This is a genomic window from Pseudoxanthomonas helianthi (assembly GCF_017939625.1).
GTDB classification, from domain to species: Bacteria; Pseudomonadota; Gammaproteobacteria; order Xanthomonadales; family Xanthomonadaceae; genus Pseudoxanthomonas_A; species Pseudoxanthomonas_A helianthi.
Map to the genome: position 1 here is coordinate 483,126 of NZ_JAGKTC010000001.1, position 21,640 is coordinate 504,765.

The following is a 21,640-nucleotide window of genomic DNA, read 5'->3' on the forward strand; positions in this document are numbered from 1 at the left end:
TCTTCTTCGAGCTCAGCCGTTCGCCCGCCACGATGCCTGAGCCGCGCGCCGCCGCCGGCAGCGAAAGCGACGTCGGTGACGTAGGCGTCACCGTCGCCGACGTGCTGGCCGCGCAATCGCGGCTGCGCCGCTACCTGCCGGTCACGCCGCTGCACCACGCCGAGCGCTTCGGGGTGATGCTGAAACTGGAGAACCTGCAGCGCACCGGTTCGTACAAGGTCCGCGGCGCGTTGAACGCGCTGCTAGCCGGGCGCGAACGCGGCGATGCGCGGCCGGTGATCTGCGCATCGGCCGGCAACCATGCGCAAGGCGTGGCCTGGGCCGCGTACCGGCTTGGCGTGCCCGCGATCACGGTGATGCCGCACGGCGCGCCGGACAACAAGATCGCCGGCGTCGCCCACTGGGGTGCCACCGTGCGCCAGCACGGCGACAGCTACGACGAGGCGTTCGCCTTCGCCCGCGACCTGGCGCAGCTGCATGGTTACCGCTTCCTGTCCGCGTTCGACGATCCGGACGTGATCGCCGGCCAGGGCACGGTGGGCATCGAGATCGCGCCGTACGCGCCGGACGTGGTCATCGTGCCGATCGGCGGCGGCGGCTTGGCCTCGGGCGTGGCGCTGGCGCTGAAGTCGCAGGGCGTGCGCGTGGTCGGCGCGCAGGTCGAAGGCGTCGATTCGATGGCGCGCGCGATCAAGGGCGACGTGCGCGAAATCGCGCCGGTGCCGACCCTGGCCGACGGCGTCAAGGTCAAGGTGCCCGGCTTCATCACCCGCCGCCTGTGCGCCAACCTGCTGGACGACGTGGTCATCGTCCGCGAAGCCGAGCTGCGCGAAACCCTGGTGCGGCTGGCGCTGGAAGAGAACCTGATCGCCGAGGGCGCCGGCGCCCTGGCCCTGGCCGCTGGCCGTCGCGTCGCCGGCAGGCGAAAATGCGCAGTGGTTTCCGGCGGCAACATCGACGCCACCGTGCTGGCGCGGTTGCTGTCCGAGGTACGCCCGCGTCCGCCGCGCAAGCCGCGCCGGCGCGTGCCCGAGCCCGCCGCCCCGCCTTCCGCCCGCAACGAAACTACCGTCCTGCCCTTCTCTTCCGTTACCAAGACCCAGCCGCGCGCCACCCCCAAGCAGACCGCATCGCGCCGCGCCGCAGTAGAAGCCATCGAGGAATCCGCCTGGTGAACACGCAATCCCAATACGTACGAATTTTCGACACCACCCTGCGCGACGGCGAGCAATCGCCGGGCTGCAGCATGACCCCGCAGCAGAAGCTGGTGATGGCGCGTGCGCTGGCCGAGCTCGGCGTGGACGTGATCGAAACCGGCTTCCCGGCCAGCTCGCAGTCCGACCGCGAGGCCGCTGCGCTGATCGGCCGGGAACTGCGCGACACCACCCTGTGCGTGCTGTCGCGCTGCCTGCCCGGCGACGTGCAGGCTTCGGCGCGCGCCCTGGAAGGCAGCGCCAAGCCGCGCCTGCACGTGTTCATCTCCACCAGCGCGCTGCACCGCGAGCACAAGCTGCGCATGAGCCGGGAACAGGTGCTGGAATCGATCCGCAGCAACGTCGCGCTGGCCCGCCAGTACGTCGACGACGTCGAGTTCTCCACCGAGGACGGCACCCGCACCGAAGAGGACTTCCTGCAGCAGGCCGTCGCCGTGGCGATCGCCGCCGGCGCCACCACGATCAACGTGCCCGACACGGTCGGCTTCACTACGCCGGAAGAAATGCGCAGCCTGTTCCAGCGCCTGATCGCCAACGTGCCCGGCGCGCGCGACGTGGTGTTCAGCGCGCACTGCCACAACGACCTGGGCCTGGCCGTGGCCAATTCGCTGGCCGCTATCGAAGGCGGCGCGCGCCAGGTCGAGGTCTCGATGAACGGCATCGGCGAACGCGCCGGCAACTGCGCGCTGGAAGAGCTGGTGATGGCGCTGAAAGTGCGCGGCGCCTTCTTCAACGCCGACACCGGCATCGACACCCAGCGCATCGTCGCCACCTCGCAGCTGCTGCAGCGCCTGGTCGGCATGCCGGTCCAGCGCAACAAGGCGGTGGTCGGCGCCAACGCCTTCGCCCACGAATCTGGCATCCACCAGCACGGCATGCTGCGCCACCGCGGCACCTACGAAATCATGCGTCCGCAGGACGTGGGCTGGCCGGACACGCAGATGGTGCTGGGCCGGCACAGCGGCCGCGCCGCGGTCGAGGCGCGGTTGCGCGCGCTGGGCTACTGGCTGGAGGAAGAGGAACTGGACACCGTGTTCGAACAGTTCAAGGCGCTGTGCGAGAAGCAGCGCGTGGTCGAGGACGCCGACCTGCAGGCATTGATGCAGGACGGCGCCGAAAGCCAGGGCTACCGCCTGGCCTCGATGACCGTCGGCGACGCCGGCCATCGCGCCCGCGCCACCGTCGAACTGTCCGATCCGGAAGGCCAGCGCCTGTTCGAAACCGCCGAAGGCGATGGTCCGGTCGATGCGCTGTTCGCCGCGCTGGCCAGCGCCACCGGCGTCGACCTGAAGCTGGAAAGCTACCAGGTGCACAGCGTCGGCCTGGGCGCCGACGCGCGCGGCGAGGCGAACCTGAGCGTGCGCTACGAAGACCGGGAGTACGACGGCACCGGCACCAGCAAGGACATCATCGAAGCCAGCGCGCTGGCGTGGCTGGACGTGGCCAACCGCCTGCTGCGCCAGCGCAGCGCGGCCAAGTCGGAGGCGGTCGCCGCATGAGCACGCCCCGCACCCTGTTCGACAAACTGTGGGACGCGCACGTCGTCGTGCCGGAAAGCGACGCCGCGCCCGCGGTGCTGTACATCGACCTGCACCTGATCCACGAAGTCACCTCGCCGCAGGCCTTCAGCGAACTGAAGTCGCGCGGACTGAAGCCGCGCCGCCCCGACCGCACCAAGGCGACGATGGACCACTCCACGCCGACCCTGCCGGCCGGTGCCGACGGCAAACTGCCCTACTACACCCAGGCCGCCGAAACCCAGGTCGAAACGCTGGCGCGGAACTGCGCCGAATACGGCATCGAGCTGTTCGACATGGCCTCGGACAATCGCGGCATCGTCCACGTGATCGCGCCGGAACAGGGCTTCACCCAGCCGGGCATGACCATCGTTTGCGGCGACAGCCACACCAGCACGCACGGCGCGTTCGGTTCGCTGGCCTTCGGCATCGGCACCAGCGAGGTCGGCCACGTGCTGGCCACGCAGTGCCTGCTGCAGCGCAAGCCGAAGACCATGGCGATCACCGTCGACGGCGAACTGGCGCCCGGCGTCGGCGCCAAGGACGTGGTCCTGCACATCATCGGCAGGATCGGCGTCAACGGCGGCACCGGCCACGTCATCGAATACCGCGGTTCGACCATCCGCACGATGGACATGGACCAGCGCATGACCCTGTGCAACATGAGCATCGAGGCCGGCGCGCGCGCCGGCATGGTCGCTCCGGACGAGGTCACGTTCGAATACGTGCGCAATACGCCGCGCGGGCCGAAGGGCGCCGATTTCGACGCCGCGGTCGCGCGCTGGCGCGAATTGCGCAGCGACGAAGGCGCGAAGTTCGACGTCGAAGTGAGCATCGACGCAAAGGACATCCGCCCGACCCTGACCTGGGGCACGCACCCGGGCACCGCACTGGCGGTGGACGCGCCGATCCCGGCCGCCAACGATGCCGCCGCGCAGAAGGGCTTGGACTACATGCACTTCCACGCCGACGAGACGCTGCAGGGCAAGCCGGTCGACGTGGTGTTCGTCGGTTCCTGCACCAACGGCCGCCTGCGCGACCTGCGCGAAGTCGCCGAGGTGCTGAAGGGCCGCAAGGTCGCCGCGAACGTGCGCATGCTGGTCGTCCCCGGTTCCGAGATCGTCAAGCGCCAGGCCGAAGCCGAAGGCATCGACGCCATCGTCCGTGCCGCCGGCGCCGAATGGCGCGAACCCGGCTGCAGCATGTGCATCGCGATGAACGGCGACCTGGTCGCGCCGGGGCAACTCGCGGTCAGCACCAGCAACCGCAATTTCGAAGGCCGCCAGGGCCCCGGCTCGCGCACCTTGCTCGCTTCGCCGCTGAGCGCGGCGTGGGCAGCGGTGAACGGAAAAGTCTCGGACCCGCGGGAGCTGTTTTCCAAGGAGGTGGCGTGATGGCCGGTTTCCGCGAACTGAAGTCGAAGAGCGTGGTGCTGGGGCAGACCAACATCGACACCGACCAGATCATCCCCGCGCGCTTCCTGTCCACCACCGAACGCGCCGGGCTGGGCAAGAACGCGTTCAACGACTGGCGCTGGCAGGCCGACGGCACGCCGAATCCCGATTTCCCGTTCAACCAGCCGCACAACCAGGGCCGCTCGATCCTGCTGGCGGGGCGCAACTTCGGCTGCGGCTCCTCGCGCGAGCACGCACCGTGGGCGCTGACCGACCTGGGCCTGCGCGCGATCGTCAGCAGCGAGATCGCCGACATCTTCCGCAACAACTCGCTGAAGAACGGCCTGCTGCCGATCGTGCTGAAGGAAGAAGACGTGCAGGCGCTGATGCAGCGGCCGGACGACGAACTGACCGTCGACGTCGCCGCGCGCGAACTGCGCTCGCCGGACGGCCGCGCTTACGCCTTCCCGCTGGACGGCTTTTCGCAGACCTGCCTGCTCGAAGGCGTCGACGAACTCGGCTACCTGCTGGCGCGCCATCCGGAAATCGCCGCCTACGAACAACACCTTTGAACCTTGGGAGCGGCTATGGCCGCGATGCTTCGGCGAGAAGCCTTCGCGGCCATAGCCGCTCCGACAAAGCACAACAGAAACAGGATTTTCCATGCAAGCCAACATCGTCGTACTGCCGGGTGACGGCATCGGTCCCGAAGTCGCCGCCGCCGCGGTTTCCGTGCTGAAGGAAGTCGCGCGCCGCCACGGCCACGAATTCCGTTTCGAAGAGCGCGACATCGGCGGCATCGCCATCGACCGGCACGGCAACCCCTTGCCCGACGCGACGCTGCAGGCGTGCAAGGACGCCGACGCGGTGCTGCTGGGCGCGGTCGGCGGGCCGAAGTGGTCGGATCCGAACGCGAAGGTGCGCCCCGAGCAGGGCCTGCTGGCGATGCGCAAGGGCCTGGGCCTGTACGCCAACCTGCGTCCGGTCAAGCCGCACCCGGCCGCGCTGGACGCCTCGCCGATCAAGCCGCACCTGCTGACCGGCGTGGACATCGTCGTGGTGCGCGAACTGACCGGCGGCATCTATTTCGGCGAGAAGACCCGCAGCGCCGACGGCGCCAGCGACCTGTGCAGCTACAGCGTGGCGGAAATCGAACGCGTGCTGCGCCACGCCTTCCGCCTGGCGCGCGAACGCCGCGGCTTCCTGGTCTCGGTGGACAAGGCCAACGTGCTGGAAACCTCGCGCTTGTGGCGCGACATCGCCAACCGCATCGGCCGCGAGGAATTCCCCGACGTGCGCCTGGAGCACCAGCTGATCGATTCGATGACCATGCATTTGCTGGCCAAGCCGCGCGAATACGACGTGATCGTCACCGAGAACATGTTCGGCGACATCCTGACCGACGAGGCCTCAATGCTGGCCGGCTCGCTGGGCCTGTTGCCGTCGGCGTCGCTGGGCGAAGGCAAAGTCGGCGTGTACGAGCCGATCCACGGCTCCGCCCCCGACATCGCCGGCAAGGGCATCGCGAACCCCTATGCGACCATCCTGAGCACGGCGATGCTGTTGCGCCATTCGCTGGGCCTGGAAGCCGAAGCCGCCTGCATCGAACGTGCGGTTGATGCCGCGCTGAACGCCAAGGCCTTCACCGGCGACCTCGGCGGCAAGCTGTCGACCGGCGAAGCCGCGCAGGCAGTGATCGCGCACCTTCCGGCAGATTGCTACGTGGCCGAATTGCGGGATTGATGTTCCGCTCGGAACCGGGGGCGACGCTTATGCGCCGCCCTCCTCCGCCTTCACCTTGAACCACGCCGCATACAACGCCGGCAGGAACAGCAAGGTCAGCAACGTCGCCACGGCCAGGCCGCCCATGATCGCCACGGCCATCGGGCCGAAGAACGCGCTGCGCGACAGCGGGATCATCGCCAGGATCGCGGCCAGCGCGGTCAACACGATGGGACGGAAGCGGCGCACGGTCGCGTCGATGATCGCGTGCCAGCGGTCATGGCCGGCGCGGATGTCCTGGTCGATCTGGTCCACCAGGATCACCGAGTTGCGCATGATCATGCCAGCCAGCGCGATGGTGCCGAGCAACGCGACGAAGCCGAACGGCACGCGGAACACCAGCAGCGCCAGGGTCACGCCGATCAGCCCGAGCGGCGCGGTCAGGATCACCAGGAACATCCGCGAGAAGCTGCGCAGCTGCAGCATCAGCAGGGTGACCACGACGCCCAGGAACAGCGGCATGCCGGCGGCGATGGAGTTCTGTCCGCGCGCCGAATCCTCGACCGTACCGCCGGTTTCCAGCAGGTAGCCGCCGGGCAACGTCGTGCGGATGCCTTCCAGCGTCGGCAGGATCTGCGCGACCACGCTGGGCGGGGTCAGGCCGGTACGGATGTCGGCGCGCACGGTGACCGTCGGCAGGCGGTTGCGGTGCCAGACGATGCCGTTCTCGAACGCGTACTCCAGGTTGCCGATCTGCGACAGCGGCACCGACGCGCCGTTCGCGGTCGGCACGGCGAGGCTGCCGAGCAGGTCGAGGCGCGCGCGTTCGTCGTCGGGGCCGCGCAGCAGGATTTCGACCAGGCGGTTGCCTTCGCGATAGGTGCTGACGTGCAGACCGGACAGCGAACTGGACAGGAAATGGGCGACGTCGCTGCTGCTGACGCCGAGCGCGCGGGCGCGTTCCTGGTCGATGTTCACGCGCACGATCTTGCTCGGCTCGCTCCAGTCCAGGTTGACGTTGGTGGTGTTCGGGTTCGCGCGCACCTTGGCTTCGACCTGGCGGGCGATGGCCTGCACGCGGTCGATGTGTTCGCCGGAGACGCGGAACTGCAGCGGATAGCCGACCGGCGGGCCGTTCTCCAATCGGGTCACGCGCAGCTGCAGCTCGGGGAACTGCCGCGCCGCCTCGTCGATCAGCCAGCTGCGCAGCTTCTCGCGCGCCGGCAGGTCCTTCGCCAGCACCACGAACTGGGCGAAGTTGGCCTGCGGCAGTTGCTGGTCCAGCGGCAGGTAGAAGCGCGGCGAACCGGTGCCGACATAGGCGACGTAGTTCTCCACGCCCGGCTGCCTGGCCAGCATCGCTTCCAGCTTCTTCGCCTGGGTTTCGGTCATCCGCAGCGAACTGCCTTCGGCCAGCTCCATGTCGACCATCAGTTCCGGACGGGTCGAATCCGGGAAGAACTGCTGCGGCACGAAGCGGAACATCGCCAGCGACAGCACGAAGGCCGCGATGGTCACCCCGATCACCAACCAGCGGTGGCGCAGGCAGAAATCGAGCAAGCGGCGGAAACGCTGGTAGAAGGGACGCTGGTAGGGATCGTGCGCGTGCGCGCCGTGTTCGCCCGCGTGCGGTCGCGGTGCGAGCCAGTCGGCGAACGCAGGGTAGCGATCCGCGAGACGCTCGCGCAGCGCGCGGAGGCGCGCGGCCGGCGAACCCGGTTTCGGCGCCTTCGGCGGCAGATGCAGGTCCGGCAGCATCTTGTCGCCAAGGTACGGGATGAACAGCACCGCGGCGATCCACGACACGCACAGGGCGATCGTCACCACCTGGAACAGCGAACGGGTGTATTCGCCGGTGCTGGACGCGGCGGTGGCGATCGGCAGGAAACCCGCCGCGGTCACCAGCGTGCCGGTCAGCATCGGGAACGCGGTCGATTCGTAGGCGAAACTGGCGGCCTTCAGGCGGTCGAAGCCCTGCTCCATCTTGATCGCCATCATCTCCACCGCGATGATCGCGTCGTCGACCAGCAGGCCCAGCGCCAGCACCAGCGCGCCCAGCGAGATCTTGTGCAGGCCGACGCCGAAGTAATGCATCACCGCGAAGGTCATCGCCAGCACCAGCGGGATGCTCACCGCGACCACCAGGCCGGTGCGCAGGCCCAGCGAGAAGAAGCTGACCAGCAGGACGATGATCACCGCTTCGGCCAGCACGCGGACGAATTCGCCGACCGATTCCTCCACCGCATGCGGCTGGTCGGATACCTTGCGCAGCTGCATGCCCAGCGGCAGGGTCGTCTGCAGGCGCTTGAACACCTCTTCCAGCGTGCTGCCGAGCTTGAGGATGTCGCCGCCGTCGCGCATCGCCACGGCCAGGCCGATGCCGTCCTGGCCGAGGAAGCGCATCTTCGGCTGCGCCGGATCGGAGAAGCCGCGCTTCACCTCGGCGATGTCGCCCAGCTTGAAGGTGCGGCCACCGGCGCGGATCGGGAAGTCGCTGATTTCCTGCACCGACTTGAACTCGCCGCCCACGCGCAGTTGCACGCGGTCGCTCGGCGTTTCGAAGAAGCCGGCGCTGGTCTCGGCGTTCTGCGCGTCCAGCGCCTGCTGCACCGCGCTCAGCGGGATGCCGAGCGTGGCCAGCTTGGTGTTCGACAGCTCGACCCAGATCTTCTCGTCCTGCAGGCCGATCAGTTCGACCTTGCTGACGTCGGGCACGCGCTGCAGTTCCAGTTGCAGGCGGTCGGCGTAGTCCTTCAGCACCGCGTAGTCGAAGCCGGGACCGGTCAGCGCGTAGATGTTGCCGAAGGTGTCGCCGAATTCGTCGTTGAAGAACGGCCCGACCGTGCCTTCGGGCAGGGTCGCACGGATGTCGCCGACGCGCTTGCGCACCTGGTACCACAGCTGCGGCACGTCCTTCGAATTCATCGAATCGCGCGCGACGAAGATCACCTGCGATTCGCCGGGGCGCGAATACGAGCGCACGAATTCGTACTGGCCGGTGGTCATCGCCGCCTTCTCGACGCGCTCGGTGACCTGCTTGGCCACTTCCTCGGCGGTGGCGCCCGGCCACAGCGTGCGCACCACCATGACCTTGAAGGTGAACGGCGGGTCTTCCGACTGGCCGAGGTGGCGGTACGACCATGCGCCGACGATGCCGAGCACGATCATCGCGTACAGCACCAGCGTGCGGTTGGTCAGCGCCCACTCGGAGAGGTTGAAGCGGCGCATGGGGTTACTCCGGCTTCGTCGCGGCGACGGCCTGCATCACCGGACGGTTGTTTCCGTCCACCGGCGCAACCGCCTGGCCTTCGCGCAGCAGGTGGCCACCGGCTGCGACGATCCAGTCGCTGGCGGCGACGCCGTTCAGCACCGGCACGTCGACGTCGCCGTAGCGTCCCAGCGTCACCGAACGCGATTTCGCCTGGTGCGTGCGCGGATCGACCACCCACACCGCGGTGCGGCCGTTCGCATCGCGCTGCACCGCCGACAGGGGCACGCGCAATTCGGCTTGCGGTCCCGTATCGGCGACGTAGACGCGCGCGCTCTGCCCCAGTTCCACCGCCTTCGCGGCATCTCCGGGCAGGTTGACCTTGGCGGCGAAGGTGCGGGTCTGCGGGTCGGCGGCGGCGGAGATTTCGCGGATGGTGCCGGGCAGGCGTTCGCCGGGCGCATTCCACAGTTCGACCAGCACCGGCCGGCCGAGGCGGAACTCGCGGATGCGGTTTTCCGGCAGGGCGATGACCACGTCGCGGCCACTGTCGGCGGCCAGCGTATAGATGGTTTGCCCGGCGCCGACGACCTGGCCGGCTTCGGCCTGGCGGCTGGCGATGACGCCATCGCGCGGCGCGCGCAGCTGGGTGTAGGCGGCCTGGTTGCGGGCGACATTGGCCTGGGCGCGCGCGGCTTGCGCCTGCCCCTCGGCGGCCTTGAACGCAGCCAGTTGCGCGTCGTAGGCGGAACGGCTGATCAGTTGCTGGTCGACCAGCTTCGAATAGCGCGCCAGGTCGCCGCGCGCGCGGGTCAGGTCGGCTTCGGCGGCGGCCAACTGGGCCTGCGCGGCCTGCGCCTGCAGGGCCTGGTCGCCGGGATCGAGCACGGCCAGCAACTGGCCCTGGCGGACCGTGTCACCCGCGCTGACTTCGCGCCGCACCAGGTTGCCGCCGATGCGGAACGACAGCGGGCTTTCCTGCCGCGCGCGGATTTCGCCGGCATAGGCGGACAGGGCCGCCTGCGCACCGCCGCCCGGATGCACGACCAACGCCGGCCGTGGCGCCTCCGCCGGCTCGCCATGGCCGCCGCATGCCGCCAGCAGCGCAACCACCATGCCCGTGAGTCCCAGACGCAAAGCGCGCATCGACCTTCTCCGTGATCGCCAATAAATGGACTTATCGGTATAGTATAAATATCGTACCGATTAGTCTAGTATTGCAGCATGACTCGCCAGCCCGCCTCCGCCAGCTCGCCGTCGACGCCCCAGAAAGCCACCGACAAGCCCGTGCCGGGCCCGGGTCGGCCCAAGGATCTGGGCAAGCGCGCGGCGATCCTCGACGCGGCCAAGCGCCTGTTCGTCAGCCACGGCTACCTCAACGTCAGCATGGACCAGATCGCCGCCGAAGCCGGCGTGTCCAAGCTGACCGTATACAGCCATTTCGGTGACAAGGAGACGCTGTTCTCCGAGGCGATCCGTTCCAAGTGTTCGGAAATGCTGCCGGCGGACCTGTTCGAGATGCCGCTGGAAGGCAGCCTGCGCGAGCAGTTGCTGGCCATCGCCCGCGCGTTCTTCGCCCTGGTCGGCAGCGACGAGGCGCTGGCCCTGCACCGGGTGATGCTGACCCAGACCGACGAGCCGCTGCGCCAGCTGTTCTGGCAGTCCGGCCCGCAAGCGGTGCACGACGCCTTCGCCGACTTCCTGCGCGCGCGTATCGCCAGCGGCGAGCTGGTCATCGACGACGCCGACCGCGCCGCGCACCAGTTCTTCGTGCTGGCCAAGGGCCACCTGCACAACAGCATGCTGTGCGGCCTGCTGGCCGAGCCCCCCCTGCCGGCCGAGGTGGATGCCCACCTGCAGGCCACGGTCGATTTCTTCCTGCGCGCCTATGCGCCGCGCTGAAGCCGGCCGCGACGGTGCCGGAAGTCCCGGTGACGAGAGTCCCGATTACTTCCGGCACTGCGTATCGGTGTGCTACCACGGCCATCCTGTGGCCGTTCCCACGACCCGCGGGCCGCTAGAATGTTCGGCCCACCCCGCCGGATTCCCCACGCCATGACAATCAACTACGCCCAGGCCCGCGAAGCGATGGTCGAACAGCAGGTCCGTCCCTGGGACGTGCTCGACGTACGCGTGCTGGAAACGCTGTCGCGGCTGCCGCGCGAAGCCTTCGTGCCCGAAGTGCACCGCGCCCTCGCCTATGCCGACATCGAACTGCCGCTGGGCCATGGCCAGAAGATGATGAAGCCGGTGGTCGAAGGCCGCACCCTGCAGGCGCTGGCCATCCAGCCGGACGAGGAAGTGCTGGAAATCGGCACCGGCAGCGGCTACCTCAGCGCCTGCCTCGGCGCGCTGGCCCGCGACGTGGTCAGTCTGGAAATCGTTCCCGACCTGGCCGCCGCCGCGCGGTCGCGCCTCGACGCGACCGGGCTGGGCACCAACGTCCGCATCGAAACCGCCGACGCCCTGCACTACGCGACCGAGCGCCGCTTCGACGCCGTCTGCGTGACCGGCGCGGTGGCCGAAGTGCCGGCGCAGTTCCTGCAATGGCTGCGTCCCGGCGGCCGCCTGTTCGTGGTCCGTGGCCGCTCGCCGGTGATGGAAGCCGTGCTGGTGCGCAACGATGTCAACGCTGCGCGCATCGATTCGTTGTTCGAAACCGATCTCCCCTACCTGACCGGTGCCGCCCCGGCGCCGCAGTTCGTGTTCTGAAAACGACCAAAGACCGAAGGAATCCGCATGAGTCGTCTCCCCCTCGTCGTCGCGTTGGCCCTGGCCCTGCCCACCGCCGCGCAAGCCACCGACCTGCTGCAGACCTATGAAATGGCCCGCGCCGGCGACCCGCAGCTGGCCGCTGCCGAATCCGACCGCCTCGCCCAGAAGGAAGGTGCGGTGCAGGCGCGAGGTGCGCTGCTGCCGCAACTCAACGGCAGCGCCAGCCTCAACCGCGACCACAGCAGCCGCCCCGGCAGCCTCACTGGCGATGATCGCGGTCGCAGCTACGGCGTCACGCTGAGCCAGAGCGTGTTCGACTGGGCCAACTACACCAGCCTACGTGGACAGAAAGCGCTGAGCCACGCCGCCGACTACGACCTGGAAGCCGCCAACGATGATTTGATCGTGCGCACCTCCAACGCGTATTTCGACGTGCTGGTCGCGCGGGAGAACCTCGCCGCCGCCGAAGCCAACGAAACCGCGCTGAAGAAGCAGTTCGATTTCGCCCAGGCCCGCCTCGATGCCGGCCTCGCCCCGATCACCGACCTGCACGAAGCGCGCGCCGGCTACGACTCGGCTCGCGCCAGCACCATCCTCGCCCGCAACGCGCAGGACGATGCCTACCGCGCGCTGGCCGAGATCACCGGCCAGCCGATCACCGAACTGAAGGCGCTGCCGGACGATTTCCGCCCGCAGTTGCCGGCCGAAGCCAGCTCCGAGCAGTGGGTCAACACCGCCCTGGACAAGAACCCCACGCTGAAATCGCTGCAGTACCAGGTGCAGTCGGCCGAAGCCGGCGTGTCCACCGCGCGCGCCGGGCATTACCCGTCGCTGGATCTGTCCGGTCGCTACAACAATTCGACCGGCTGGGATTCGGTGCATGGCCCCGGCACGCCCGGTACCTCCGTCGATACCGAAGGCCGCACCATCGGCCTGACCCTGACCGTGCCGATCTTCTCCGGCGGCATCACCCAGTCGCGCGTGCGTGAGGCCATTGCTCGGCGCGATTCCGCGCAAGACGGCTACGAGCAGACCAAGCGCGCGTTGGTGCGCAGCACCAGCAACGCCTACCAGGCGCTGGTCGCCGGCGTCAGCGAAGTCGAAGCGCGCCGCTTGGCGCTGGTCTCGGCGAAGAGCGCCTACGACGCCTCGCAGGTCGGCCTGGAAGTCGGCACCCGCACCGTGCTGGACGTGCTGAACAACCAGCGCACGCTGTTCGCCGCGCAGCTCGACTACGCCACCGCGAAGTACAACTTCCTGCGCAGCCGCCTCGGCCTGGAGCAGGCCGCCGGCACGCTGGACATCGACGACGTGCAGGAGGTCAACCGCATGCTGACCGTCGACGCGCCGGCAGTGAAATCGCAGTAATCGATACCGCGTTCCGTGTCACGAAAAACCCGCGTTCCCCGCGGGTTTTTTGTTGGCGCCGATGTGGGAGCGGCTATGGCCGCGAAGCCTGCTTTGTAGAGCCGAGCTTGCTCGGCTGCCCTTCATCCAATGCCAATGAAGCAAAAAGCAGCCGAGCAAGCTCGGCTCTACAAAGGCAGGTCCGGCGCGATCATCGCCAGCGTCTTCTCCAGCGCACCACGTCCGGCTTCGACCAGCGCGCGGCCAGCGGCAGCCATCGCCTCGCGCCGTACCGGATCGCCGAGCAACGCTTCGAGTTCCGCCGCTACCGCATCGGCATCGGCGCCGATGCGCAAGGCATCGGCTTCCTTCAGCCGCTTGGAGATCTCGCTGAAGTTGTGCAAGTGCGGACCGGTAACCATCGCCGTGCCGACCGCCGCCGGTTCCAGCAGGTTGTGGCCGCCGATCGCCTGCAGGCTGCCGCCGACGAAAGCCACGTCTGCGCAGGCGTAGAACGCCATCAGTTCGCCCAGCGTGTCGACGACGAATACATCGACATCCGCGCCTGGCCATGCATCGTGACGACGCGTGGCGGTTTTCCAGCCGGCCGCACGCGCCTGCTCGACCACGCGCGGGAAGCGCTCGGGATGGCGCGGCGCCCACAGCAGCAACAGGTCGGGCCAGCGCGTGCGCAGGCGGCGATGCGCGGCGATCACCGCGGCTTCCTCGTCCTCGTGCGTGCTCGCGGCGATCCACGCCGGACGCGCGCCGGGATGGCGCCGGAATTCGGCCACGAACGCATCCAGTCCGGCCGGTACGGCGATGTCGAATTTCAGGTTGCCGGTATCGACCACCTGGTCCTGTCGCGCGCCCAGCGCGACGAAGCGTTCACCGTCGCCGGCCGACTGCGCGCCGATCCGGCGCAGACTGCGCACCACGCGCGAGATCAACGGACCCAGCACGCCGTAGCCGCGCAACGAACGCGCCGACAGGCGCGCGTTGAGGATGTACGCCGGCACGCCGGCATCGCGGCAACCGAAGAGAAGGTTCGGCCACAGCTCGGTTTCCATCACCAGCGCCAGCCTGGGGCGGAAGTGCTTGAGGAACCTCCCCACCGCACCAGGCAGGTCGTAGGGAACGTAGACATGCTGCACGTCGTCGCCCCACAGCGCGCGTGCGCGCGCCGAGCCGGTCGGAGTGATGGTGGTGATGAGCCAGCGCAGCTGCGGATGCCGCTGGCGCAACGCCTCGACCACGGGAATCGCGGCGTTGACCTCGCCCACCGACACCGCATGCAACCACACGTCGACCGGTCGCGCCGGCTGCGGGTACGAGGCGTAGCGTTCGTTCCAGCGCTGGAAGTACTCGCTGAAACGGAAGCCGCGCCAGATCAGGTGGTAGACGGTGACCGGAGTCAGCAGGTAAAGCACGGCCGAGTACAGGCCTCGCAGCAATTTCTCGGTCAGGTCCGTCCGCATCGCGGAAAGGATACTCGCCCCGACCGCTACAATGCGGACATGGCAGCGAACACGCCCGACCACGACCCCGCCCCGCTCGGCCCGCGCCAATGGCCGGCGTGGCTCGGCATCGGCCTGGCGGCCGCGCTGGCGCGCCTGCCGTGGCCGTTGCAGCGCGCCTTGGGCAGCGCGCTGGGTCGGGTGTTGCCGGTGCTGGTGCCGGAGCGTCGCCGCATTGCCGCGCGCAACCTCGCGCTGTGCTTCCCCGAGCTGGACGAGAAGCAGCGAGCCGCGTTGTTGCGGCAAAGCTTCGTCGCCCTGGGCATCGGCCTGTTCGAGTTCGCCCGTGCCTGGTGGGGCGGCGTGGCGCCGATGCGCGAGGGCCTGCAGGTCGAAGGCCTGGAACACCTGGAAGCCGCGCGTGCCGGCGGCCGCGGAGTCATCGTGGTTTCCGGCCACTTCACCACGCTGGAAATGGCCGCGCGACTGATGTGCGACTACGCACCGCTGGCCGGCATGTACCGGCCGCACGACCAGGGCGCGATGGAGTGGGCGGTGAAGCGCGGCCGCCTGCGCTACGCCAGCGCGATGTTCACCCGCGAGGAACTGCGCCCGGCGCTGAAGCACCTGAAGCAGGGCGGCCTGCTGTGGTTCGCGCCCGACCAGGACACGCGCCGCGGCGACAGCGTGTTCGTGCCGTTCTTCAATCGTCCGGCGTACAGCCTGACTTCGACGCACCAGTTGGCGCGGCTATCGGGTGCGGCGGTGATCGCGTTCTCGCACGTGCGCCGCGACGACGGCGGCTACACGTTGAAACTCTCGCCTGCGTTCACCGACTTCCCGACCAGCGACGCGACCGCCGACACCGCGCGGGTAATGGCGGCGATCGAGGCGATGGTCCGCGACGCGCCTTCGCAGTATCTGTGGATCCACCGGCGCTTCAAGCGGCAGCCGGATGGCGGCAGGGGCGATCTTTATCGGTAGGGCGGGTCATGACCCGCCCTACGCCCTCCGGTAAACATCCGCCTCGCCCGGCGGCCTTGTCTTGAAGCGGCGATGCACCCACAGGTATTGCTCGGGGTGCTCGCGCACGACCTTTTCCAGTTCGGCCATGTAGCGCGCCGCGTCGGCGACCGGATCGCCCGACGGCCAGCCGCTCCACGTCGGCTCCACGCGCAACTTGTAGCGGCCGGCGGGCGTGCGATGGAACCAGAACGGCAGCACCACCGCATTCGCGCGTCTGGCCAGGTCGGGCGTTGCGGTCAGGGTCGCCGCCGGTACGCCGAAGAACGGCACGAAGGCGTTCTGGTAGGTGAAGTTCTGGTCGGCCGAATACGCGAGGATGCCGCCGCGCGACAGCACGCGCAGCAGGCCGCGCACGTCCTTCTTGCCGACGACCTCGGCGAATACGCGCCGCCGCGCTCCGTCCAGCAACGCCTCGATGCAGGCATCGTTGTTGCGCCGGGCGACGATGCTGACGCGCTGGCCCAGCGCTTCGCCCAACAGGCGTGCGCACAGTTCCGAGTGCGGGAAATGCCCGCCGAACAGCATCACGCCACGACCCGATGCCAGCGCGTCGCGCACATGCTGCAGGCCTTCGATGTCGGCGATGCCGCGCAGCGCCGACGACGGCGCGTACCAGCCACGGACCAGCTCCAGCGCTCCGGTGACGGTGGCGCGGAGGTTGGCATCCACCAGCCGGCGGCGTGCGTCCGCGTCCAATTCCGGAAAACACAGATCGACGTTGATTTGCGCGATGCGACGCCGCTTGCGGAGCAATGGCTTGAACGACCACGCCAGCGCCGCGCCGAGCGCAAGCAGCAAGGCCTGGGGAAGACGCGCGACCAAGGCCAACACGAAGTTCGCAGGCGCGATCAGCCAGCAACGCGTTCGCGCTTCAGCCATCGTCGCGCGCCAGCAGGCTGCCCGAATACAGCGCCGCCAGCAGCAGGGCCACGCCGCCCCAGAAAGTGGAATAGAACGCGAGGTGGGTGTTGAGCGGGAACACGGTCACCGCCAGCGCCAGCATCGCCGGACGCGCGCGTTCGCGGGCCGCAGCCGGCGCGTAGCGCCACGCGCGCCATGCCAGCGCCGCGCCGGCCAGCCACAGCAACAGACCGATGGCGCCGGTTTCGCTGAGGATTTCCAGCACGATCTGGTGCGCATGAAAGGCCGGCCCTTCGCCCCACGCGGCCTTGGCGCCGGGCTGCGGATCGCAGGCCGGGAACGCGTCGCGGAAATCGCGGATGCCGACGCCATTGACCGGATGCTGGCGCACCATGCACGCGGCCGCGCCCCAGATCCGCGCGCGCCCGGACAGGGCCGCGTCGACGCCCTGCTCGTCGGCGGTCAGGGCCATCGTGGTGCGTTCGATGCGTTCGCGCATCTGCGGCAGCGCGATCGTGAGCGCGCCCAGGGCGATCGCGCCGAAGACGAATACCGCCAGCATTTTCTTCCAGCCCAGCAGGCCCCACCCGGACAGCAGCAGCACCAGCGCATAGGTGATCCACGCCGCGCGCGCGCCGGACAGCAGCACCACCAGTCCGACCGCCGCCGCCGCGACGATCCAGCCGGTCACGCCGAACCGGCGTCCGGCCGCGTACAGCGCGAACGGCGACAGGCTGGCGACGATCTGGCCGAGTTTCGGGTTGCAGGCGCCGAACACGCCGTTGACGCGATCGGCCGCGAGCAGGTTGTCGGCCGGGCACAGGCCGTGGCCGCTGATCGCCCATTTCAACTGGTCCAGGCCCCAGAACAGCGGACTGGTGCCGAACGCCGCCTGCGCCAGCGCGTCCAGCGTCCATAGCGCGACGATGATCGACAGCCCGCCGAAGGTGATGCGGCGCCCGCGCGTATCGGCGACCGCCATCGCCACCAGCCACAGGAACGGCAGGTAGCGCAGGCCTTCGAGGCTTTTGCGCAACGCGTGCGCCGGTTGCAGCGCATCGGGGGTGGAAAACAGTTGCGGCAGCCAGTACGCGGCGAACAGCACCGTGGTCAGCGCCCAGGCCGGCCCGCTGAGCAACGAGGCGCCGTCGCGGAAGCGCGACAGCAGCAGCCGGATGATGGCCAGCAACGCGCCCAGCACCATCACTCCTTCGGCGACGCCGGGCGCCGGCCAGAGCGCGACGAAGGCCAGCACCCAGGCGGGCGCCCAACGCCAACCATGGGGCGTGGTGTTGGTGGATTCGGCGGTCGTGGCTTGGGCGGTCATCGGTCAGCGCGTGGCGGCGATCGTGCGATAGAGGTCCAGCGTGGCGTCCTGCATCGCACGCAAGGTGTAAGGCATCGTAGCCAATGACGGCGGCGGATGCGCGAGCAAGGCCCGGGCGGTGCTGAACAGGGCGCCTTCGTCGAACGGAGCGACCGCGCCTTGCGGCTGCAACTGCGCCAGCAATTCGCCGACGCCACCGTGCGCCCAGCCCAGCACGGGCCGGCCCACCGCCAACGCCTCGACGACGGTGCGGCCGAACGCCTCGGGCTTGCGCGACAACTGCAATACCAGATCGCTGGCGGCATAGGCTTCGGCGATGCGCGAAGTCGGTGCGGTGAAGGCGACGGCCTCGGCGACGCCGAGCCGCGCGGCTTCGGTTTCCAGTTCGGCGATGTAATCCGCTCGCCCCGCCTCGCGCGCACCGGGCAACCACAACCGGGCGTCGAAACCTTCGTCGCGCAGTGCGGCCAGCAGGCGCAGCGCGTCGGCATGGCCTTTCAGCCGCGTGCCGCGGCCGGGCAGCAACAGCAATGGACCGTCGCCGCCGAGTCGCGGATGTTCGGCGACGACACGGGCGCGCGCCTGCGGGTCGGGCGATGCCGCGCGCGGGAACTGCGCGGGATCGATGCCGCGCGGGATCACCGCCAGTTTCGCGGGATCGGTCTGCGGGTAATGCGCGAGCACATAGTCGCGGACCGTGTCCGACACGCAGATCACCTTCTCACCGCGGGTCATGATGCCGCTGTACCAGCCGGGCGAATTCAGGCCATGCACGGTGGTGACGAAACGGGGCCGCTCGCCTGGCGGCATGCCCTGCAGCGCGCGCCATGCCAGCCATGCCGGCAGGCGCGAACGCGCGTGGACGATGTCGGCACCGGTTTCGGCGAACAGCCGGCGCAACGCGCCCACGTGGCGCAGCGTCGCCAGCGACTTGCGGCCGATGTCGAGCTGCACATGTTCGGCGCCAGCATCGCGCAACGCCGGCACCAGCCGTCCGCCTGCCGACACGACGACCGCGCGATGGCCGGCCTCGACCAGCGCGGCGGCGATTTCCAGGGTGGAGCGCTCGACGCCGCCGGACTCCAGCGCCGGCAGCAGTTGCACCACGGTCAGGCGACGCATCGAAGCGACGCGGCGCGGCTCAGTCCACCAGCACGAAGTGCGAGCCGCAGTACGGGCAACTGGTTTCGCCGCCGGGCTCCTTCTCGATGGGCAGGTACACGCGCGGATGCGAGTTCCACAGCGCCATCGACGGCAGCGGGCAGCTGAGCGGCAGGTCGGCGCGGTGCACGGTGTAGCGCTTCTCGGCGTTGGCGGGCGCGGCGGCGGTCTGGCTCATGGCGGCGTTCGGTGCGAAGAAGAGGCGCGCAGTTTACCAGCCCAAGGCGCCCCAAAAAGAAAAACGCCGGCCGCAACAGGCGCGGCCGGCGTCCCGGGGGAGGGAATGTGGGGCGATCGGCTTACTGCGCCGGCTTCGGCACCATCGCTTCGGTGGTGATGCGGATCTGCACTTCGTCGCTGACGTTGGGCACGTACTTGGCCAGGCCGAAGTCGCTGCGCTTCACCGTCGTGGTGGCGTTGAAGCCGATCGCGGCGCGCTTGCCCAGCGGATGCTCGGCGGCCTTGTTCAGGGTCGCGTCCAGCACCACCGGCTTGGTGATGCCGCGGATGGTCAGGTCGCCGGTGACCTTCAGCTTGCCCTTGCCCGCGGCCTCGACCTTGGTGCTCTTGAAGGTCGCCGTGGGGAACTGGGCCGAATCGAACCAGTCGGCGCTGTTGAGGTGTTCGTTGAACAGCGCGCTGAAGGCCCACAGACCGTTGATCGGCAGGCTCACTTCGACGCTGGAGGCGGAAACCTTGTCGGCGTCGTAGACCAGCGTGCCTTCGACCTGGCTGAAGCCGACGCTGGGGTTGGAGAAGCCGAAGTGGCTCCAGCTGGCCAGCACGTTGGTGTGGTTGGGGTCGAGCTTGTAGCTCACCGGGGCGGCGAAGGCGGAACCGGCGAAGGCGAGCAGTGCGGCAACGAGCAGGGTCTTGCGCATGGTGGCGTGTCCTTGTGGGAGTGCGGGGTTATTGAATCGGAACGGCGTTACGGGGGCGTGATTCACTCGATCCGCGCCGCTTCGTCGAACGGCAGGCGCGGGGAACGCGGATAGACGCTGGCGGGGTCGCCATGGCCCAGGTTGATCAGGAAGTTCGACTTGACCGTGGTGCCGGCGAAGAAGGCCTCGTCGACCTTGGCGTTGTCGAAACCGGACATCGGGCCGGTGTCCAGGCCCAGCGCGCGCGCGGCCATGATCAGGTAGGCGCCCTGCAGGCTGGAGCTGCGCAGCGCGACCCGGTACATGCGCTCCTCCGGCGAGCCTTCGAACCACGACTTGGCATCGACATGGGGGAACAGGTACGGCAGCTTGTCGTGGAAGCGCATGTCGTAGCCGACGATCACGGTGACCGGGGCGGCCATGGTCTTGGCGTAATTGCCCTCGGACAGGGCCGGGCCCAGCTTGGCCTTGGCTTCCGCCGACTTCACGAACACCAGGCGCGCCGGCGTGCTGTTGGCCTCGGTCGGGCCCAGCTTCATCAAGTCGTACAGCTGGCGCAGGGTCTCGTCGCCGATCTCGCCGCTGAAGGCGTTGTAGGTCCGCGCATTGCGGAACAATTGGTCGAGCGCGGCGGGGTTGAGGGCGTCGGTCATGGCAATCCTTGAGAGGCGGGGGAAGGGCGATCGGGTTCGCCCGACTTCGAATACGGGCCGCAGTGTAGAGTGTCCCGACTTTCGCACCATCCAGCCCTGCCAGAACGGATTGTTTCCAGTAGTGGAACGAATAAACGCTACCGCCACCGATTCCATGCAAACCTGGGCGGTCAGCGACGGCCACGCCGGCAACCGCCGCCAGGCCACCGCCCTCGCGGATGCGCTGGGCGAATCGACGTTCGATTGCGAACTCGCACCTCGCGCGCCATGGCGCTGGCTGGCGCCGCGGCTGTTCCCCGGCGCCGCCCACGCGTTCGGCAACGCCTTCGCCGACGCGCGCGCGCCGGCACTGGCGATCGGTTGCGGCCGCCAGGCGGCGCTGGCGACGCGGCTGCTGCGCGCACGCGGGGCCAATACGATCCAGATCCTCGACCCGCGCCTCGACCCGGCCCATTGGGATTTCGTCGTCGTGCCGGAACACGACGACCTGCGCGGCCCCAACGTGGTTACCCTGCTTGGCAGCCTCAATCCGGTCGACGATGCGTGGCTGGCGCAGGCACGCGAACGCTTCGCCGCCTTCGCTGCATTCCCGCAGCCGCGCACCGCCGTGCTGCTGGGCGGCAGCAGCGCGCACGCGCGCTTCGATCGCAACGCGTTCGAAGTGCTGGCGGCACGGCTGGAAGTCGCACTGGCCCGCGACGGCGGCAGCGTGCTCGTCACCGCCTCGCGGCGCACCGATGCGAAGGTCATCGCCGCGCTGCGCCACCGCTACGTGGAAACGCCCGGCGTGGTCTGGTGCGGCGAGGAAGACGGCGAGAACCCCTACCCCGGCCTGCTGGCCTGGGCCGACCGCATCGTGTGTTCGCCCGATTCGGTCAACATGGTTTCCGAAGCCTGCGCCACGCGCGTGCCGGTGCACGTGTTCGACCCGGGCCGGGTGCGCGGCCGGCCGCGCGCTTTCCTCGACGCCCTGCTTGCGCGTGGACGGATCCGCGCTATGGATGGCGCATTGCAATCCTTCGACGTACAACCCTTGCGCGAAACCGCAAGGGTCGCCGCAATCCTGCGCGAGCGCCTGCATTTGAGGGAGCGGCTATAGCCGCGATGCCTTTCGCATTTCAGTTCAATCAGAAGCAATCACGGCTATAGCCGCTCCC

General features: G+C 68.9%; 19 protein-coding genes. 10 read left to right on the top strand and 9 right to left on the bottom strand.

All coding sequences use genetic code 11. From position 1 onward, the window contains the following. The first annotated feature begins 32 nt into the window (after positions 1 to 32). From J5837_RS02335 to leuB, 5 genes are all read left to right on the top strand, one after another. A complete protein-coding gene (locus J5837_RS02335; protein ID WP_210535108.1) occupies positions 33 to 1,175 on the top strand; it encodes a threonine dehydratase in 1,143 nt (380 codons plus the stop codon). Then, complete coding sequence (locus J5837_RS02340) at positions 1,172 to 2,713, top strand: 2-isopropylmalate synthase (protein WP_342345491.1); 1,542 nt, start codon at positions 1,172 to 1,174, stop codon at positions 2,711 to 2,713. The genes J5837_RS02335 and J5837_RS02340 overlap by 4 nt, the downstream gene beginning before the upstream one ends. Next, the gene (leuC, locus tag J5837_RS02345) at positions 2,710 to 4,125 is read left to right on the top strand and encodes a 3-isopropylmalate dehydratase large subunit (protein ID WP_210535109.1); all 1,416 of its coding nucleotides are present in this window, start codon (positions 2,710 to 2,712) and stop codon (positions 4,123 to 4,125) included. Before J5837_RS02340 ends, leuC begins: the two co-directional genes overlap by 4 nt. After that, entirely contained in the window at positions 4,125 to 4,697 is a 573-nt protein-coding gene (gene leuD / locus J5837_RS02350) for a 3-isopropylmalate dehydratase small subunit (RefSeq protein ID WP_210535110.1), read from the top strand. Before leuC ends, leuD begins: the two co-directional genes overlap by 1 nt. Before the next feature lie 91 nt (positions 4,698 to 4,788). Next, positions 4,789 to 5,868, top strand: a complete 1,080-nt coding sequence (gene leuB, locus J5837_RS02355) for a 3-isopropylmalate dehydrogenase (protein WP_210535111.1) — start codon at positions 4,789 to 4,791, stop codon at positions 5,866 to 5,868. 27 nt (positions 5,869 to 5,895) lie between these two features. Here the strand turns inward: leuB and J5837_RS02360 are convergent, their stop codons facing one another. Together J5837_RS02360 and J5837_RS02365 are read right to left on the bottom strand one after the other, a co-directional pair. Further along, the gene (locus tag J5837_RS02360; RefSeq protein ID WP_210535112.1) at positions 5,896 to 9,075 is read right to left on the bottom strand and encodes an efflux RND transporter permease subunit; all 3,180 of its coding nucleotides are present in this window, start codon (positions 9,073 to 9,075) and stop codon (positions 5,896 to 5,898) included. 4 nt (positions 9,076 to 9,079) lie between these two features. Next, positions 9,080 to 10,201 (bottom strand): efflux RND transporter periplasmic adaptor subunit, encoded by a 1,122-nt coding sequence (locus J5837_RS02365; RefSeq protein ID WP_210535113.1) that lies wholly within the window; start codon positions 10,199 to 10,201, stop codon positions 9,080 to 9,082. Positions 10,202 to 10,279: 78 nt separating this feature from the next. Between J5837_RS02365 and J5837_RS02370 the strand changes: the two genes are divergently transcribed. The 3 genes from J5837_RS02370 (at position 10,280) to J5837_RS02380 (ending at position 13,138) form a co-directional block, all read left to right on the top strand. Continuing rightward, entirely contained in the window at positions 10,280 to 10,957 is a 678-nt protein-coding gene (locus J5837_RS02370) for a TetR/AcrR family transcriptional regulator (RefSeq protein ID WP_210535114.1), read from the top strand. A 153-nt stretch (positions 10,958 to 11,110) separates the two neighbouring features. Beyond that, positions 11,111 to 11,767 carry a protein-L-isoaspartate O-methyltransferase family protein gene (locus tag J5837_RS02375; protein ID WP_210535115.1) on the top strand — a complete coding sequence of 219 codons (657 nt, stop codon included), beginning with the start codon at positions 11,111 to 11,113 and terminating at the stop codon, positions 11,765 to 11,767. A gap of 27 nt (positions 11,768 to 11,794) precedes the next feature. Then, complete coding sequence (locus J5837_RS02380; RefSeq protein WP_210535116.1) at positions 11,795 to 13,138, top strand: TolC family outer membrane protein; 1,344 nt, start codon at positions 11,795 to 11,797, stop codon at positions 13,136 to 13,138. A gap of 167 nt (positions 13,139 to 13,305) precedes the next feature. Here the strand turns inward: J5837_RS02380 and waaA are convergent, their stop codons facing one another. Continuing rightward, positions 13,306 to 14,595, bottom strand: a complete 1,290-nt coding sequence (waaA, locus tag J5837_RS02385; RefSeq protein ID WP_210535117.1) for a lipid IV(A) 3-deoxy-D-manno-octulosonic acid transferase — start codon at positions 14,593 to 14,595, stop codon at positions 13,306 to 13,308. 39 nt (positions 14,596 to 14,634) lie between these two features. Between waaA and lpxL the strand changes: the two genes are divergently transcribed. Continuing rightward, positions 14,635 to 15,558 (top strand): LpxL/LpxP family Kdo(2)-lipid IV(A) lauroyl/palmitoleoyl acyltransferase, encoded by a 924-nt coding sequence (gene lpxL, locus J5837_RS02390; RefSeq protein WP_210535118.1) that lies wholly within the window; start codon positions 14,635 to 14,637, stop codon positions 15,556 to 15,558. Positions 15,559 to 15,576: 18 nt separating this feature from the next. On the opposite strand, the gene J5837_RS02395 is transcribed toward lpxL, so the two are convergent. The 6 genes from J5837_RS02395 to J5837_RS02420 all read right to left on the bottom strand — a co-directional run bounded on the left by J5837_RS02395 (position 15,577) and on the right by J5837_RS02420 (position 20,483). Then, entirely contained in the window at positions 15,577 to 16,479 is a 903-nt protein-coding gene (locus J5837_RS02395; RefSeq protein WP_210535119.1) for a lysophospholipid acyltransferase family protein, read from the bottom strand. Beyond that, entirely contained in the window at positions 16,472 to 17,788 is a 1,317-nt protein-coding gene (locus J5837_RS02400) for an O-antigen ligase family protein (RefSeq protein ID WP_210535120.1), read from the bottom strand. Before J5837_RS02400 ends, J5837_RS02395 begins: the two co-directional genes overlap by 8 nt. 3 nt (positions 17,789 to 17,791) lie before the next feature. After that, entirely contained in the window at positions 17,792 to 18,910 is a 1,119-nt protein-coding gene (locus J5837_RS02405) for a glycosyltransferase (protein ID WP_210535121.1), read from the bottom strand. Positions 18,911 to 18,929: 19 nt separating this feature from the next. After that, positions 18,930 to 19,127 (bottom strand): zinc-finger domain-containing protein, encoded by a 198-nt coding sequence (locus tag J5837_RS02410; RefSeq protein ID WP_210535122.1) that lies wholly within the window; start codon positions 19,125 to 19,127, stop codon positions 18,930 to 18,932. Positions 19,128 to 19,248: 121 nt separating this feature from the next. After that, positions 19,249 to 19,830 (bottom strand): YceI family protein, encoded by a 582-nt coding sequence (locus J5837_RS02415; protein WP_210535123.1) that lies wholly within the window; start codon positions 19,828 to 19,830, stop codon positions 19,249 to 19,251. A gap of 62 nt (positions 19,831 to 19,892) precedes the next feature. Continuing rightward, positions 19,893 to 20,483: a malonic semialdehyde reductase gene (locus tag J5837_RS02420; RefSeq protein WP_210535124.1), complete on the bottom strand. Its 591-nt coding sequence runs from the start codon at positions 20,481 to 20,483 to the stop codon at positions 19,893 to 19,895. A 154-nt stretch (positions 20,484 to 20,637) separates the two neighbouring features. Between J5837_RS02420 and J5837_RS02425 the strand changes: the two genes are divergently transcribed. Then, positions 20,638 to 21,582 carry a mitochondrial fission ELM1 family protein gene (locus J5837_RS02425; protein ID WP_210535125.1) on the top strand — a complete coding sequence of 315 codons (945 nt, stop codon included), beginning with the start codon at positions 20,638 to 20,640 and terminating at the stop codon, positions 21,580 to 21,582. Positions 21,583 to 21,640: the final 58 nt, after the last annotated feature.

Excerpts from the sequence above, each read along its gene's own strand:
- J5837_RS02335 (WP_210535108.1), top strand. The coding sequence starts at position 33 with ATGCCTGAGCCGCGCGCCGCCGCCGGCAGCGAAAGCGACGTCGGTGAC.
- leuC (WP_210535109.1), top strand. The coding sequence starts at position 2,710 with ATGAGCACGCCCCGCACCCTGTTCGACAAACTGTGGGACGCGCACGTC.
- leuD (WP_210535110.1), top strand. The coding sequence starts at position 4,125 with ATGGCCGGTTTCCGCGAACTGAAGTCGAAGAGCGTGGTGCTGGGGCAG.
- leuB (WP_210535111.1), top strand. The coding sequence starts at position 4,789 with ATGCAAGCCAACATCGTCGTACTGCCGGGTGACGGCATCGGTCCCGAA.
- J5837_RS02360 (WP_210535112.1), bottom strand. The coding sequence starts at position 9,075 with ATGCGCCGCTTCAACCTCTCCGAGTGGGCGCTGACCAACCGCACGCTG.
- J5837_RS02365 (WP_210535113.1), bottom strand. The coding sequence starts at position 10,201 with ATGCGCGCTTTGCGTCTGGGACTCACGGGCATGGTGGTTGCGCTGCTG.
- J5837_RS02370 (WP_210535114.1), top strand. The coding sequence starts at position 10,280 with ATGACTCGCCAGCCCGCCTCCGCCAGCTCGCCGTCGACGCCCCAGAAA.
- J5837_RS02375 (WP_210535115.1), top strand. The coding sequence starts at position 11,111 with ATGACAATCAACTACGCCCAGGCCCGCGAAGCGATGGTCGAACAGCAG.
- J5837_RS02380 (WP_210535116.1), top strand. The coding sequence starts at position 11,795 with ATGAGTCGTCTCCCCCTCGTCGTCGCGTTGGCCCTGGCCCTGCCCACC.
- waaA (WP_210535117.1), bottom strand. The coding sequence starts at position 14,595 with ATGCGGACGGACCTGACCGAGAAATTGCTGCGAGGCCTGTACTCGGCC.
- lpxL (WP_210535118.1), top strand. The coding sequence starts at position 14,635 with ATGGCAGCGAACACGCCCGACCACGACCCCGCCCCGCTCGGCCCGCGC.
- J5837_RS02395 (WP_210535119.1), bottom strand. The coding sequence starts at position 16,479 with ATGGCTGAAGCGCGAACGCGTTGCTGGCTGATCGCGCCTGCGAACTTC.
- J5837_RS02400 (WP_210535120.1), bottom strand. The coding sequence starts at position 17,788 with ATGACCGCCCAAGCCACGACCGCCGAATCCACCAACACCACGCCCCAT.
- J5837_RS02405 (WP_210535121.1), bottom strand. The coding sequence starts at position 18,910 with ATGCGTCGCCTGACCGTGGTGCAACTGCTGCCGGCGCTGGAGTCCGGC.
- J5837_RS02410 (WP_210535122.1), bottom strand. The coding sequence starts at position 19,127 with ATGAGCCAGACCGCCGCCGCGCCCGCCAACGCCGAGAAGCGCTACACC.
- J5837_RS02415 (WP_210535123.1), bottom strand. The coding sequence starts at position 19,830 with ATGCGCAAGACCCTGCTCGTTGCCGCACTGCTCGCCTTCGCCGGTTCC.
- J5837_RS02420 (WP_210535124.1), bottom strand. The coding sequence starts at position 20,483 with ATGACCGACGCCCTCAACCCCGCCGCGCTCGACCAATTGTTCCGCAAT.
- J5837_RS02425 (WP_210535125.1), top strand. The coding sequence starts at position 20,638 with ATGCAAACCTGGGCGGTCAGCGACGGCCACGCCGGCAACCGCCGCCAG.